Genomic DNA, 13,398 nt, shown 5'->3' on the forward strand with positions numbered 1-13,398 from the left:
GTTGTCATCGTGTGACGGTAGGCGGTCTGCCCACCGCCATCACACGAGTCAGTCTGGACCATTCCCTATCAGAACTGTGCCGGTAGCCAAGTTGCCAGCTCCGGCACCAAGGCCAGGGCGACCAGCATGCCCAGCTGCAGCACGATGAAGGGAATCACGCCCCGATAGATCGCCGTGGTCGGCACCGTGTCCGGCGCCACGCCCCGCAGGTAGAACAGCGCGAAGCCGAACGGCGGCGTCAGGAACGAGGTCTGCAGGTTGATGGCGATCATGATGCCCAGCCAGATCGGGTCGAGGCCCATGGCCAGCAGGACCGGACCGACGATCGGCACCACCACGAAGGTGATCTCGATGAAGTCGAGGATGAAGCCGAGCAGGAAGATCACCAGCATCACGATGATCGTCGCACCGACCACACCACCGGGCATGTTATCGAACAGGTGCACGACCAGTTCCTCGCCGCCGTAGGCGCGGAACACCAGCGAGAACAGCGCGGCACCGATCAGGATCAAAAAGACCATGGTGGTGACGTGCGTCGTCGAGCGCACCACTTCCTTGAGGGTGGCGAAATCCAGCTTGCGGTAGGCCAGCGCCAGCACCAGCGCACCGAAGGCACCCACCGCCGACGCCTCGGTGGGCGTGGCAAAGCCGCCAAGGATCGAGCCCAGCACGGCGATGATCAGCACGATCGGCGGTACCAGACCCTTGAGCAACAACGTGCCCAGGTTGCCCTGATGGCCGAGTTCGGCCATCAGTTCTTCACGATCGGCGGGAGGGGCGGCCGAGGGCTTGAGCCAGGCGACGGTGGCCACATAAATGATGTATAGCACGACAAGGATCAGACCCGGCACGATGGCGCCCATGAACAGGTCGCCCACCGATACGGTCTTGGGGCTGAAGATGCCCATCGACAACTGCGCCTGCTGATAGGCGGACGAGAGTACGTCGCCGAGCAGCACCAGGGCGATGGAAGGCGGAATGATCTGGCCCAGGGTGCCGGTGGCGCAGATCGTACCGGTGGCCAGGGACTGGCTGTAGCCACGCTTGAGCATGGTCGGCAGCGACAGCAATCCCATGGTGACCACGGTGGCACCGACGATACCGGTCGAGGCGGCCAGCATCATGCCGACGATGGTCACCGAGATGCCCAGGCCACCGCGCAGCGAGCCGAACAGTAGCGCCATGGCGTCGAGCAGGGTCTCGGCGACCTTGGATTTCTCCAGCAGTACGCCCATCAGCACGAACAACGGCACGGCCAGCAGCGTCGAGTTGGACATGATGCCGTAGAGACGGTTGGGCAGGGCCGACAGGAAGGCCGGGTCGAAGTTGGCATCGATACCGATGGCATCGAGCCCCAGGCCAAGGCCGGCAAAGGCCAGCGCGGTACCGGCCAGCGACAGTGCCACCGGGTAGCCGAACATGAGAACGATACAGATGACAGCGAACAGGACGAGCGCCATGTAGTCGAACATTACACGCGCTCCTCGAGGTGATCGTCGTCATGGGGCGGCGGCGTGATGCGGCCGGTAATGATCAGGACATTGCGGATGAGTTCGGCGATCCCCTGCAGGATCATCAGCACGGCGAACACCGGAATCAACGTCTTGAGCAGGAACACGGCAGGGATGCCGCCAGTGTCCGGGGAGCCTTCGAAAATCGCCCATGACTTGCCGACGTAACCCAGGCTCGAGACGAAAATGAAGATCATGACAGGGAACAGCAGGAACAGCGTCCCGAACAGGTCGACCCAAGCCTTGCGTCGGGCCGAGAATCCCCGATAGAAGATGTCGACGCGTACATGACCGTCGTGCTTGAGGGTATAGGACGCGGCCAGCAGGAAGACCAGGGCATGCATGTACATGACCGACTCCTGCATGGGAATGCTATTGAAGTTGAAGATGTAGCGCAGCACCACGATCAGGAACTGGATCAGCATCATCACGATGATCAGCCAGGCAAGCGCCTTGCCCAACCGCTCGGTGACGACGTCTATCCAGGCCAGGGGAGCCGGCACGGACGAAGCACGATTCATGGAACCCTCTCAGTACTAGGCGTTTTGCGCCGTTATTTTTCCTGGAACGTCGTGTCGCTGCCCACAGGGTGCGTACACGGCATGCCAGGGGGCCTATCTTCGCACAGTCCGGCTTGTGGCCGTGACGTCAGGAATGGCCGCGCTTCACGCAAAATCTACGCTAGCGTGCCCGCTGACCGCCACCACGGCAATGGATCATTGGTCTGACAAGAGGGAAATGGCCTGCCGACATGATTCGGGCAGGTGAATGTCCACTGCCAGCGGCAGGTGATCCGAGGCCAGCGGATCCAGCGCCATGATCTCGCCGGCCTCGAGTGACGAGGAGAGCAGGATATGATCCAGCGCCCGGCTCGGCTGCCAGGAGGGGTAGCTCAGCAGTGGACGCACCGGATGCAGTGGCAGCGAGGTGCAGAATCGCGAATGGGCGTGCAACTGATCGGGTGTACAGTTGAGGTCACCCATGACCACCACGTGCTTGAGTGGCGTGATCAGCTCGCTGAGGTAGTCGAGCTGGCGTGTGCGGCCGCGGTGGCTCAGTGCCAGGTGAGCAACGAATACATGCAGAGCATCGGGCCCTTCACCGAATCGGGCATGAATGGCGCCACGCCCGGGCAGGGTGCCGGGCAGGCGGTGCTCCTCGATATGGCTCGGCGCTACACGAGACAGCAGGCCGTTGCTGTGCTGGGCTACACGGCCCAGGTTGCGATTCAGCTGCTGGTAATGAAAGGCAAACCCCGCCCGGTGGGCGAGGTATTCCACCTGATTGACGTTTCCCGAACGGAAGCTGCCGCCATCGACTTCCTGCAGGCCGACAATATCGAAGCGACCCAGCACCTCGCTGAGCATATCGAGTCGCCCCAGCCGCTTCGAGTGTGGCAGCAGGTGCTGCCAACTGCGGGTGATGTAGTGGTGATAGGCCGAGGTGTGGATGCCGACCTGCAGGTTGTACGTCAGCAGGCGCAGCGTGTCTGCACGGCCTTTATGCATGGCTCGCGCGTGCGTCACGTCACTCTCCTTGGCTGCTGTCTTCGTCACGCACCTGCTCGATGAGCGCACTGGCGATCTGCGGCATGTTCTCGAGACTGCCGGCGCTGCTGGGGGTGATGACATAGCGGCCATCGACGACCAGCGCCGGGACGCCCATCAGCTTGTAGGCACGCATCGTGGCATGGGCGCGGTTGATCTGGCTCTTGACGCCGAACGAGGTCAGGGCATCCTTGGCCTCCTCTTCGCTCACGCCATAGTTGCTGAAGAACTCGGCGATCTCGTCGGTATCGGCGAGCTTGCGCCCGTCCTGATGGATCGCATCGAAGAAGTCCTCGTGGAGCTTGTCAAGGATGCCGAGCTGCTGGGCGGCGTAGAAGGCCGTGGCATGGGTCGTCCAGACATCGCCCATGGTCGCTGGCAAGCGCTGGAAGGTGACATCCTCGGGCAGCTCGGTTACCCAGGCGTTGAGCGGCTCTTCCAGGTTATAGCAGTGCGGGCAGCCGTACCAGAAGACCTCGGTCACCTCGATCTGTCCCTGGTCGACACGGGTTTCCACCGGCTCGTCGAGCACCTGATAATCCTCGCCCGCGACCGGGGCGGCCATGGCCATCGTCGACAGTCCAAGTCCGGCAATTGCCGCGATCCAGTGTTTCAGCATGTGCCACGTCTCCTTGAAGTGCTTGGCGGTTTTCTACTTAAGGTACCAGAAACTGCGGCGTGGGGCTGCGGCCCCGCCCGCGTCTTTGAACGCGAACCTGGAAGACGGTTCCCGAGACGTAACGACACAAGGCGGCCGAAGCCGCCTTGCTTGAAGATGCCGAGCGTCAGTACCGACGATCAGTTCAGACCATAGACGTAATTGGCCACGGCTTCCATGTCGCTGTCGCTCATCTTGGAGGCAATATCGCGCATGATGGCGTTGGGGTCGTTGTCACGCTCACCGCTGGCAAACGCCTTCAGCGTACTCACGGTGTACTCGGGATGCTGGCCGGACAATGCTGGGTAACGGGCGGTATTGATGCCTTCGCCGGTCGGGGTGTGGCAGGCCATGCAGGCGGGAAGGCCCTTGGCGAGGCTGCCGGCCTTGTAGAGCTCGAGCCCGCGCTGGGCGAGTTCGGGGTCGGCCTGACCCAGGTTGGCGGGTTGATTGGCGTAGTAGGCGGCCAGGTCGGCAATGTCCTGCTCGCTGAGGTTGTCGACGATGCCCGCCATCTGCGGCACTACGCGTTCGCCGTCACGGATATCGGTAATCTGCTTGATCAGGTAATTGGGTTGCTGTCCCGCCAGGTTGGGAAAGGTCGGAGCCGCGCTGATGCCCTGCTGGCCATGACAGGCTGCACAGACCTGCGCCTTTTCGCGGCCTGCGGAAGGATTGCCCTCGACCTGAGCGTGAGCCGTGCCCACCAGACCAAGAGTGATAGTCAGGCTTGCCAGTAACTTTCTCATCGCTAATCCACTATGCCGTTTCATTATGTTATGTCGGGTTGCAGGCTCACGTGCCGGAAGCGCCGACAGGCCAAGCGTTCGCGACCGTCGCGTACCGAGTGGTACACTAACCCGGCCCAAGGCGACAACAACTGCTGGGGCAGTATATCGAATCCCCTCTGTGGCGTGAATGTGGCCATATTGCCGCACGTGGCCCATGACAGATTCTCCGATGATCGCCACTCGGGGCCGCTTAGCCAGAAAGAGACCCGTCGTGACCCGCCTCAACTACCACGCTACCCGATTCATGACCAGCGCGCCGACGTTGGCAACGTGCCCGCCCGATGCCGGCCATGAGGTCGCTTTTGCCGGACGTTCCAATGCCGGCAAGTCCAGTGCGATCAACGCACTGACCCAGCAGAAAGCCTTGGCGCGCACCTCCAAGACGCCGGGCCGCACCCAGTTGATCAATTTCTTCAGCGTGGGCGACGACACGCAGTGCCGCTTGGTCGACCTGCCCGGCTATGGCTTTGCCAAGGTGCCCGAGAAGGTCAAGCTCGAATGGCAGCGCCACTTGGCGGCGTACCTGCAGCGGCGCGAGTCCTTGCAGGGGCTGGTGCTGCTGATGGACGTGCGCCATCCGCTGACCGAGTTCGACGAGATGATGCTGGGCTGGGCCGACGAGCAGGACATGCCCGTGCACATCCTGCTGACCAAGGCCGACAAGCTCAAGCCGGGGGCGGCCAAGAACAGCCTGCTGCAGGTGCGCCGGCGCCTGCGCGAATGGGAAGACCTGGTCAGCGTGCAGCTGTTCTCGGCACTCAAGAAGCAGGGGCTGGACGAGGCCAGGTCGCGCCTGGACGCTTGGCTGGCGCCCTCAGCGGCCGAGCCGCTCGAGTAGCGCTGGCAGTTCCCGCACATGGGCGAGCCGGTAGACGCCGTCGGGTAGTGACGCCGGTCGCTCGTTGCGCTTGTCGATCCAGGCGACGCGCATGCCCAGCCGCCAGGCCGGCAGGACGTCCTCGTTCCACGAATCGCCGACATGCAGCGCTCGCGAGGGCGTGCTGCCCAGGCGGGCCAGCGCCGCCAGAAACGGTCGTGCATCGGGCTTGGGCGTGAGCATCTCCCCCGCGGCGATAATCACCGAAAAGTGATGGGCCAGTTCCAGGCGCCGAAGGTCGGCGTTGCCGTTGGTGATGGCCGCCAGCCCGTAGCGAGAGCGCAGGTCGTCGAGCATCGGCACGACCTCGGGGTAGGGGGTCAGCTCGTGGCGCAAGGTCAGGAAGCGCTCGATGGCCGCCGCCGCCCACAGGTGAGCGGCGCTGCGCGGCAGGCCGAACTCCTCGAGCAATTCGACCAGCGCGCGTTCGCGCAGCCAGGTGAAGTCGCCGCGTCGCAGCGGATGCCGCCGGGCCACGTCCAGGCGGCGCTGCAGATAATGCTCCAGCGTATAGCCCTCGCTGTAGCGGCCCAGCCGGCGTATCGCCTCGTCGACCACGGTCTCGTCGAGCCAGGTGGCCAAGGCGTCGTCGAGCCAGGCATGGTGTTCGTGCTCGGCGCGCTCCATGACCGGGTGGTTGTCCCACAGGGTGTCGTCGAGGTCGAAGGTCAGGGTATCGATCAGTGCCATGGTAGGGGCCTCAGGCAGTCGGGTCGTCACCGGGGGTTCGGCGCTGGCGGCGGGCCCGGGGATGAGCGGCATCGTAGGCGCTGGCCAGGTGCTGCCAGTCGAGCCGGGTGTAGACCTGGGTAGTCGCCAGATTGGCGTGGCCCAGCAGTTCCTGGACGGCGCGAAGGTCCTGGCTGGACTCCAGTAGATGGCTGGCAAACGAGTGGCGCAGGCGGTGCGGGTGCAGGTGTTCCGGCAGGCCTCGGGCAATGGCGCAACCGGCCAGTCGCTGCTGAATGGCGCGATGACCGAGGCGCCGGCCGCGTTGGCCGACGAACAAGGCCGGCTCCTCGGGGCCGGCAAGCTCGCCGCGCACCTCGAGCCAGGCATCCAGTGCCTGGCGCGCACGCTGGCCGAGCGGGACCTGGCGCGGCTTGCTGCCCTTGCCTACTACCCGCACGCGACGTGTGTCGAGGTTGCCGAGATTCAGCGCGGCAAGCTCGGCCAGGCGCAGGCCACAGGAGTAGAACAGTTCGAGCATTGCCTGGTCGCGGATCGCCAGTGGCGTCCCGTCGTGCGGCGTATCGAGAAACCGCGCCAACTGGTCGACGTCCACGGGACGTGGCAGGTGCTGGGGCTGGCGGGGTGTGCGGATCAGCCTGACCGGATTGAGTGACAGCACGCCCTGGCTTACCAGTGCCTCGGCGAAGCGCGCCAGGGCAGCACGACGGCGTGCCAGGCTGCGTGGGGCCAGGCCACGACTGCGCTCCCTGCCCAGAAAACGCCTGACCCAGGCGGCATCCAGCCTCTGCCAGTCGTCGACTCCCTGTTCCGTGAGGTAGGCCTGCAGGGCGTTCAGGTCGCGGCGATAGGCGTCCACCGTGGCCGGGCTGGCCTGCCGGGCCAGCTGGGACAGGAAATGCTCGACGGCGTCATTCATAGATCACCGGCATTCACTGGCCGGGCGTCTGCCGCACCAGCAGGCGGACCACGACATCGCCGAGATATTCGGTGAACAGCGTGTCCAGGCTAGCGCGGAAGTGCTCGGTATCGTGGCTGGCCAGAATCAGGTAGCCGAGGGGCTCGCCCAGGGTCAGGCGCGTCAGCGCGCAGGAACCGGCCTGATTCGGCGGTTCGATATGCGGCAGCAGACGCTGCCAGTCCTTGCGTGACAGGCGCCGGCAGCGGCTGGTGCGGCCATCGAGCAGCGCGGCGAGCCGGGTGCCGGCGGTCTCATCGAGCACGAAGCGCGGCGGCTGAGGGGGCTGCGGCTCACGATCGGTCAGGCTCGGGGCACACCACAGTGCCACCGACTGGGTCCGGAAACGCTCCGAAAGCTGGGTCGCCAAGGCCTGGCCCAGCGCATCGCTGTCCTCGGCCTCGAGCAGCGCCAGGATCAGCTCACGGGTGCGTCGGTACTGCGACTCGTTATGGCGTGCCGACTCGAGCAATTGTTCCAGGCGCCATTCGGCACCCTCGGCCCGTTCGCGCAGATCGAGCACCAGGCGCTCGAGCAGCGAAATCGCGCCCTGGGTTTCCGGGTGCGGGACCTTGAGCTGCTGCAGCAATCCCTCGCGCCCGACAAAGAAGTCGGGATGCCGGGCCAGCCAGCGGGCCACCGCTTCCGGGGACAGCGTCTGACGGGGATCAGGAGCTTGGGCTTGGGACATGATGGTTACCTCATGATCGTGCGGCACTTCAGCCGAGCGGCACTCGACCGTCGAACACCCGCACGGCGGGGCCGGTCATGAACAGGGGCTCGCCGTCGCCGGCCCACTCCAGGGTCAGTGAACCGCCGGGCAACTCGACATCCACCGGGCTTTCCAGCAGGCCCTGGCGAATGCCGCTGGCAACGGCGGCACAGGCGCCAGTGCCGCAGGCCAGCGTCTCGCCTGCACCGCGTTCGTAGACGCGCAGGCGTATGGCGTGACGGGACACGACCTGCATGAAGCCGGCATTGACCCGGCGCGGAAAGCGAGGATGGGACTCGATCGCCGGCCCCAGCCGCTCCACCGGTGCGCTATCCACGTTCTCGACCTGCAGGACGGCATGAGGATTGCCCATCGACACCACGCCGACGCGTAGCGTCTCGCTGTCGACCTCCAGGTCATGCAGCGGGCGATCCTCGGCGGCATCGAAGGGGACTGCGTCCGGGGCAAAGCGCGGCGCACCCATGTTCACGCGTACCCGACCATCGTCCTCGATGACCAGGGTCAACGGGCCGCCCTGAGTCTCGACGCGGATCTCGCGCTTGTGGGTCAGACGCTGATCGCAGACGAAACGCGCGAAGCAGCGCGCCCCGTTGCCACAATTTTCCACTTCGCTGCCATCAGCGTTGTAGATGCGGTAGCGAAAGTCCATGTCCGGGTCGCGCGGCGGCTCGACGACCAGCAACTGGTCGAAGCCAATGCCGAAATGGCGGTCGGCAAGCTGACGGATGCACGCCTCGTCGAAGCGCGCTCGCTGGGTGACCAGATCGACAACCATGAAGTCGTTGCCCAGCCCGTGCATCTTGGTGAAATGCAACAGCATCAGCGCATCTCCGGCAACAGCGTTTCTCCGGCCCACAGGTCCTCGAGACGCTCGCGGCGACGCACCAGGTGCGTACGGTCGCCGTCGACCATGACTTCCGCCGGGCGCGGGCGGCTGTTGTAGTTCGAGGCCATCACGAAGCCGTAGGCTCCCGACGAGCGTACTGCCAGCAAGTCATTGGCCTCCACGGCCAGCTCGCGATCCTTGCCCAGGAAATCGCCGGTCTCGCAGACCGGGCCGACCACGTCATAGGTGGCGGTGTCACGCGGCGCGCGAGTATCGACAGGGATGATCGCCTGCCAGGCCTGGTAGAGCGACGGCCGGATCAGATCGTTCATGCCGGCATCGACGATGGCGAAGTTCTTGGTCTCGCCGGGCTTCAGGTACTCGACGCGAGTCAGCAGTACGCCGGCATTGGCGGCGATCGAGCGACCCGGCTCGAACAGCAGGGTCAGGTTGCGGCTGCTGTCCCAGGCCGAGAGGCGCTCGAGCAGGGCGCGAGCATAGTCGAACGGTGCCGGTGGCGTCTCGCCCTGGTAGGGCACGCCGAGACCGCCACCCAGGTCGAGGTGCTCGATACGGATGCCGCGTTCCTTGAGCCGGTCAAGCAGCACCAGCAGGCGGTCCAGAGCATCGAGGAACGGCGCCAGCTCGGTGAGCTGCGAGCCGATGTGGCAGTCGATGCCCACCGGCTCGACGTTGGGCAGGGCCGCGGCGCGTTCGTAGACGTCCAGTGCCTGTTCGATGGCGATGCCGAACTTGTTGGCCTTGAGCCCGGTGGAAATGTATGGGTGGGTGCGGGCGTCGACATCGGGATTGACGCGCAGCGACACTGGGGCGACCTTGCCCAGGCTGGCGGCCACGGCATCCAGGCGCTCCAGTTCCGGCAACGACTCGACGTTGAAGCACTTGATGCCGACCTCCAGCGCGCGGATCATCTCGTCGGCCTGCTTGGCGACACCGGAGAACACCACCTTGGCCGGGTCGCCGCCGGCGGCCAGCACACGCTCGAGCTCGCCCTGCGAGACGATGTCGAAGCCGGCGCCGAGCCGTGCAAGCAGGTTCAGCACCGCCAGGTTGGAGTTGGCCTTGACTGCATAGCAGATCAGGTGCGGGTGGCTGCCCAGCGCTTCGGCATAGGCGCGGTAGTGGCGTTCGAGCGTAGCCCGTGAATAGACGTAGCAGGGGGTGCCGAAACGCTCGGCCACCTGGGCTAGCGGAACGTCTTCGCTGTAGAGCACGCCGTCGCGATATTCGAAATGGTCCATCGTCATTCCCTGACGCCGGACGATGAAGCGTCGCCGGCGTCTGCGTCGTTGTCTTGGTCAGCGTCGGGCTGCCCGTCATAGGCGGCACCCGTCGGATCGTAGGTCTCTGCGGCCTGCTCATCGCCCGGCAGATAGAGCGGTCCCTTCTGGCCGCAGCCGGCGAGCAGCGTCAACGCCAGCAGCAGGCCGGCCAGTACCGAGCGCGAGCGCATCTTAACCTTCCCCCGTCATGGCCTGCAGAGCGTCGCGGGCGCGCTGCGCGGCGGCGCGGACCTGATCCGGCGCCGTCCCGCCGATGTGGTTGCGTGCCGCTACCGAACCTTCCAGGGTCAGCACCTCGAAGACATCGTCGCCGATGGTGTCCGAGAACTGGCGGAGTTCATCCAGGCTCATCTCGGAAAGGTCCTTCTTCTGGGCGATACCGTAGGCCACGGACTGGCCGACGATCTCGTGAGCGTCGCGGAAGGCCACACCCTTGCGCACCAGATAGTCGGCCAGGTCGGTGGCGGTGGAGAAGCCACGCCGGGCCGCTTCACGCATGTTGTCCGACTTGGCCTCGATGGCCGGGACCATGTCGGCGAACGCCTTGAGGCAGCCCTTGACCGTGTCGAGCGTGTCGAACAGGGGTTCCTTGTCTTCCTGATTGTCCTTGTTGTAGGCCAGCGGCTGCGACTTCATCAGCGTCAGCAGGCCCATCAGGTGGCCGTAGACGCGCCCGGTCTTGCCGCGCACCAGCTCGGGCACGTCGGGGTTCTTCTTCTGCGGCATGATCGAGGAGCCGGTACAGAAACGATCGGGCAGATCGATGAAGTCGAACTGGGCGCTGGTCCATAGCACCAGTTCCTCGCTCATGCGCGACAGGTGCATGAGCAGCAGACTGGCGAGAGCGGCGAACTCAATGGCGAAGTCGCGGTCACTCACCGCATCCAGCGAGTTTTCGGCGGGGCGCTCGAAGCCCAGCAGTTCGGCAGTGACGTGACGGTCGATGGGGTAGGTAGTGCCGGCCAGCGCCGCGGCGCCCAGCGGCATCACGTTGACCCGCTTGCGGCAGTCGCGCAGGCGCTCGTGATCACGAGCGAGCATCTCCTGCCAGGCCAGCAGGTGATGGCCGAAGGTCACCGGCTGGGCCGTCTGCAGGTGGGTGAAACCGGGCATGATGGTGTCGGCTTCGCTGGCGGCCAGCTCGATCAGACCGTGGCGCAGGCGCGTCAGCTCGGCGTCGACGGCGTCGATCTCGTCTCTCAGGTAGAGGCGAATGTCGGTGGCCACCTGGTCGTTGCGCGACCGGCCGGTGTGCAGCTTCTTGCCGGTGATGCCGATCTTCTCGGTCAGGCGTGCCTCGATGTTCATGTGCACATCCTCGAGCTTGACCGACCACGGGAACTCGCCGGCCTCGATCTCGCGCTCGACCTCGGCAAGGCCATCGATGATGGCGTCGCGCTCGTTGGCGGTCAGCACGCCGACCCGCTCGAGCATGGTGGCATGGGCAACCGAGCCGCGGATATCGTGGTGATAGAGGCGACGATCGAAGTCTACCGAGGCGGTGAACTTCTCGACGAAGGCGTCGGTGGGTTCGCTGAAGCGGCCACCCCAGGACTGGTTGGTCTGCTGGCTCATCGGGCGTAAGCGTCCTGCGTTGTCACTGAAAGGGATGAGTGTACCAGAGTCGACGCGGCTGGCGAGGCCGGTCGGGGCCACGTCAGGCGGCGATTTTTCCTTGCTTCACGACTGCTTTATGATGAAAGGCAACGGGCCATGGCAATGGCCGCACCTATGGGTCGGCGCAAACGCCGTCCATTCCATTGCAGGGAGACTGACGTGTCCGCCATCACCAAGCTTCGTATCGCCACTCGCAAGAGCCTGCTCGCCCTGTGGCAGGCCGAATACGTGCGCGACCGCCTCATGGCACTGCACCCGGGTCTCGAGGTGGAACTGGTGGCGATGTCCACCCGGGGCGACAAGATTCTCGATACGCCGCTGGCCAAGGTCGGCGGCAAGGGCCTGTTCGTCAAGGAGCTCGAGGAGGCGATGATCGACGGTCGTGCCGACATTGCCGTGCATTCCATGAAGGACGTGCCGATGCACTTTCCCGAAGGGCTGGGGCTGTCTGTGATCCTGGAAGGTGCCGAGCCCACGGATGCCTTCGTGTCCAACCACTATGCCAGCTTCGACGACCTGCCCAAGGGCGCGCGCGTGGGTACGTCGAGCCTGCGTCGCGGCCTGCAGGTCAGCGAGGCGCGCCCCGACCTGCAGGTGCTCAACCTGCGCGGTAACGTGCAGACCCGGTTGGGCAAGCTCGATGCCGGCGACTTCGATGCCATCATCCTGGCCACGTCCGGACTGCGTCGGCTGGGGCTCGGCGAACGCATCACCATGGAATTGCCGCCGGAAATCTGCTTGCCAGCCTGCGGGCAGGGCGCACTGGGCATCGAGTGCCGGACCGATGCGCCGGAACTGCTTGCGCTGTTGAGACCGCTCGACCACCCCGAGACGGCGACCCGGGTGCGTGCCGAGCGGGCCATGAACACCCGGCTCGAGGGCGGCTGCCAAGTGCCGATTGCCGGACATGCCGTCCTGGAAGGCGATACGCTGTGGCTGCGTGCGCTGGTCGGTATGCCGGATGGCTCCCAGGTGCTGCGCGCCGAGGGCCGTGGCTCGGCCTACGAGCCCGAGGCACTGGGCATACGTGTGGCCGAGGATCTGCTCGACCAAGGGGCCGGCGAGATCCTGGCCAACGTCTACGGCGAGTATTGATGCCGCCGCGCCCCCGTGTCCTGATCACGCGCCCCGGCAAGCGGGCGCAACCGCTGCATCGGGCACTCGAGGCGGCGGGCGCCGAGGCGGTTGCGCTGGAGGCCATGCGTCTGGAGCCGCTGACGGAAACGCCCGAGGTGCGGCAGGCCTGGCTCGACTTCGATCTGTTCCAGCGGGTCGTGGTGGTCAGCCCCTTCGCCGCGGAATGCCTTGCCGATGGGCTCGACCGCTACTGGCCGCAACTGCCGTTGGGTCCGAGTTTCTACGCGGTGGGTGCAGGCACGGCCCAGGTGCTGCACGATATGCTGGGTGTGCGCGTTCACCTGCCGCCGGCCAATGCCGAGGACAACAGCAGTGAGGCACTGCTGCAACTGCCTTCGCTGCAGCGGCTGGATGATCAGCGTGTGTTGCTGGTCGCCGGCGAAGGGGGGCGAACCGTGCTGGCCGACAGCCTTGCCCAGCGGGGAGCAAAGCTGACCCGGTTGGCGTTGTATCGCCGCACCCCGGTTGAGCCTGGCGGGCCGGGCGCGCAGTATCTGGCACAGGGAGATTACTCCGCACTGGTGGTGACGAGCGGCGAATTGCTGGAACATCTGGCAGGATGGTGTTCTGGCAAGGCGTTGAACCAACCGCTAATCGTTTCCAGCCAGCGTTTGGCTACACTGGCCCACACGCTGGGCTATCTGCGTCCACATGTGGCGCAAGGCGCCACACCGGCCGCCCTGACGGCTGCCGTGGCCAACGCGTGTAACCTGGATGGCGCCGATCATGATGATCTTGAAAAGGGCTAG

The 13,398-nt window shown here is 65.2% G+C and carries 14 protein-coding genes and 1 pseudogene; 3 read left to right on the plus strand and 12 right to left on the minus strand.

Features of this window, described 5'->3' with window-relative positions; translation table 11 throughout:
* Nucleotides 1–68: 68 nt before the first annotated feature.
* The 5 genes from BM194_RS08915 to BM194_RS08935 all read right to left on the minus strand — a co-directional run bounded on the left by BM194_RS08915 (nt 69) and on the right by BM194_RS08935 (nt 4,465).
* Nucleotides 69–1,472 (minus strand): TRAP transporter large permease, encoded by a 1,404-nt coding sequence (locus tag BM194_RS08915; protein WP_092845854.1) that lies wholly within the window; start codon nt 1,470–1,472, stop codon nt 69–71.
* The gene (locus BM194_RS08920; protein WP_092845856.1) at nt 1,472–2,032 is read right to left on the minus strand and encodes a TRAP transporter small permease subunit; all 561 of its coding nucleotides are present in this window, start codon (nt 2,030–2,032) and stop codon (nt 1,472–1,474) included. Before BM194_RS08920 ends, BM194_RS08915 begins: the two co-directional genes overlap by 1 nt.
* Before the next feature lie 195 nt (nt 2,033–2,227).
* Nucleotides 2,228–3,019, minus strand: coding sequence for an endonuclease/exonuclease/phosphatase family protein (locus tag BM194_RS08925; protein WP_092846033.1), 792 nt, complete (start codon nt 3,017–3,019; stop codon nt 2,228–2,230).
* Between the two features lie 19 nt (nt 3,020–3,038).
* Nucleotides 3,039–3,677, minus strand: coding sequence for a thiol:disulfide interchange protein DsbA/DsbL (locus BM194_RS08930; protein ID WP_092845858.1), 639 nt, complete (start codon nt 3,675–3,677; stop codon nt 3,039–3,041).
* A 179-nt stretch (nt 3,678–3,856) separates the two neighbouring features.
* Nucleotides 3,857–4,465 (minus strand): c-type cytochrome, encoded by a 609-nt coding sequence (locus BM194_RS08935; protein ID WP_092845860.1) that lies wholly within the window; start codon nt 4,463–4,465, stop codon nt 3,857–3,859.
* A 211-nt stretch (nt 4,466–4,676) separates the two neighbouring features.
* On the opposite strand from BM194_RS08935, the gene yihA reads away from it, so the two are divergent.
* Nucleotides 4,677–5,345 carry a ribosome biogenesis GTP-binding protein YihA/YsxC gene (gene yihA, locus BM194_RS08940; protein ID WP_092845862.1) on the plus strand — a complete coding sequence of 223 codons (669 nt, stop codon included), beginning with the start codon at nt 4,677–4,679 and terminating at the stop codon, nt 5,343–5,345.
* Here yihA and BM194_RS08945 read toward each other — a convergent pair.
* From BM194_RS08945 to argH, 7 genes and pseudogenes are all read right to left on the minus strand, one after another.
* Nucleotides 5,322–6,074: an HAD family hydrolase gene (locus tag BM194_RS08945; protein WP_092845864.1), complete on the minus strand. Its 753-nt coding sequence runs from the start codon at nt 6,072–6,074 to the stop codon at nt 5,322–5,324. The genes yihA and BM194_RS08945 overlap by 24 nt on opposite strands.
* 10 nt (nt 6,075–6,084) lie before the next feature.
* On the minus strand, nt 6,085–6,993 hold the full coding sequence (locus tag BM194_RS08950) for a tyrosine recombinase XerC (RefSeq protein WP_092845866.1): 909 nt from the start codon (nt 6,991–6,993) through the stop codon (nt 6,085–6,087).
* Nucleotides 6,994–7,006: 13 nt separating this feature from the next.
* A complete protein-coding gene (locus BM194_RS08955; protein ID WP_092845868.1) occupies nt 7,007–7,723 on the minus strand; it encodes a DUF484 family protein in 717 nt (238 codons plus the stop codon).
* Nucleotides 7,724–7,751: 28 nt separating this feature from the next.
* Nucleotides 7,752–8,585 (minus strand): diaminopimelate epimerase, encoded by an 834-nt coding sequence (dapF, locus tag BM194_RS08960; RefSeq protein ID WP_092845870.1) that lies wholly within the window; start codon nt 8,583–8,585, stop codon nt 7,752–7,754.
* The gene (gene lysA, locus BM194_RS08965) at nt 8,585–9,853 is read right to left on the minus strand and encodes a diaminopimelate decarboxylase (protein WP_092845872.1); all 1,269 of its coding nucleotides are present in this window, start codon (nt 9,851–9,853) and stop codon (nt 8,585–8,587) included. Before lysA ends, dapF begins: the two co-directional genes overlap by 1 nt.
* 104 nt (nt 9,854–9,957) lie before the next feature.
* Nucleotides 9,958–10,065, minus strand: a pseudogene (gene lptM / locus BM194_RS21120) (LPS translocon maturation chaperone LptM); the annotation flags it as partial.
* A gap of 1 nt (nt 10,066) precedes the next feature.
* Entirely contained in the window at nt 10,067–11,470 is a 1,404-nt protein-coding gene (argH, locus tag BM194_RS08975) for an argininosuccinate lyase (RefSeq protein ID WP_092845876.1), read from the minus strand.
* 201 nt (nt 11,471–11,671) lie between these two features.
* On the opposite strand from argH, the gene hemC reads away from it, so the two are divergent.
* Both hemC and BM194_RS08985 read left to right on the plus strand, forming a co-directional pair.
* Nucleotides 11,672–12,607: a hydroxymethylbilane synthase gene (hemC, locus tag BM194_RS08980; protein ID WP_092845878.1), complete on the plus strand. Its 936-nt coding sequence runs from the start codon at nt 11,672–11,674 to the stop codon at nt 12,605–12,607.
* Nucleotides 12,607–13,398 carry a uroporphyrinogen-III synthase gene (locus BM194_RS08985; protein ID WP_092845879.1) on the plus strand — a complete coding sequence of 264 codons (792 nt, stop codon included), beginning with the start codon at nt 12,607–12,609 and terminating at the stop codon, nt 13,396–13,398. The genes hemC and BM194_RS08985 overlap by 1 nt, the downstream gene beginning before the upstream one ends.

Origin of the sequence: Modicisalibacter xianhensis, assembly GCF_900113605.1 — a bacterium.
GTDB classification, from domain to species: Bacteria; Pseudomonadota; Gammaproteobacteria; order Pseudomonadales; family Halomonadaceae; genus Modicisalibacter; species Modicisalibacter xianhensis.

Excerpts from the sequence above, each read along its gene's own strand:
- BM194_RS08915 (WP_092845854.1), bottom strand. The coding sequence starts at position 1,472 with ATGTTCGACTACATGGCGCTCGTCCTGTTCGCTGTCATCTGTATCGTT.
- BM194_RS08920 (WP_092845856.1), bottom strand. The coding sequence starts at position 2,032 with ATGAATCGTGCTTCGTCCGTGCCGGCTCCCCTGGCCTGGATAGACGTC.
- BM194_RS08925 (WP_092846033.1), bottom strand. The coding sequence starts at position 3,019 with ATGCATAAAGGCCGTGCAGACACGCTGCGCCTGCTGACGTACAACCTG.
- BM194_RS08930 (WP_092845858.1), bottom strand. The coding sequence starts at position 3,677 with ATGCTGAAACACTGGATCGCGGCAATTGCCGGACTTGGACTGTCGACG.
- BM194_RS08935 (WP_092845860.1), bottom strand. The coding sequence starts at position 4,465 with ATGAGAAAGTTACTGGCAAGCCTGACTATCACTCTTGGTCTGGTGGGC.
- yihA (WP_092845862.1), top strand. The coding sequence starts at position 4,677 with ATGATCGCCACTCGGGGCCGCTTAGCCAGAAAGAGACCCGTCGTGACC.
- BM194_RS08945 (WP_092845864.1), bottom strand. The coding sequence starts at position 6,074 with ATGGCACTGATCGATACCCTGACCTTCGACCTCGACGACACCCTGTGG.
- BM194_RS08950 (WP_092845866.1), bottom strand. The coding sequence starts at position 6,993 with ATGAATGACGCCGTCGAGCATTTCCTGTCCCAGCTGGCCCGGCAGGCC.
- BM194_RS08955 (WP_092845868.1), bottom strand. The coding sequence starts at position 7,723 with ATGTCCCAAGCCCAAGCTCCTGATCCCCGTCAGACGCTGTCCCCGGAA.
- dapF (WP_092845870.1), bottom strand. The coding sequence starts at position 8,585 with ATGCTGTTGCATTTCACCAAGATGCACGGGCTGGGCAACGACTTCATG.
- lysA (WP_092845872.1), bottom strand. The coding sequence starts at position 9,853 with ATGGACCATTTCGAATATCGCGACGGCGTGCTCTACAGCGAAGACGTT.
- argH (WP_092845876.1), bottom strand. The coding sequence starts at position 11,470 with ATGAGCCAGCAGACCAACCAGTCCTGGGGTGGCCGCTTCAGCGAACCC.
- BM194_RS08985 (WP_092845879.1), top strand. The coding sequence starts at position 12,607 with ATGCCGCCGCGCCCCCGTGTCCTGATCACGCGCCCCGGCAAGCGGGCG.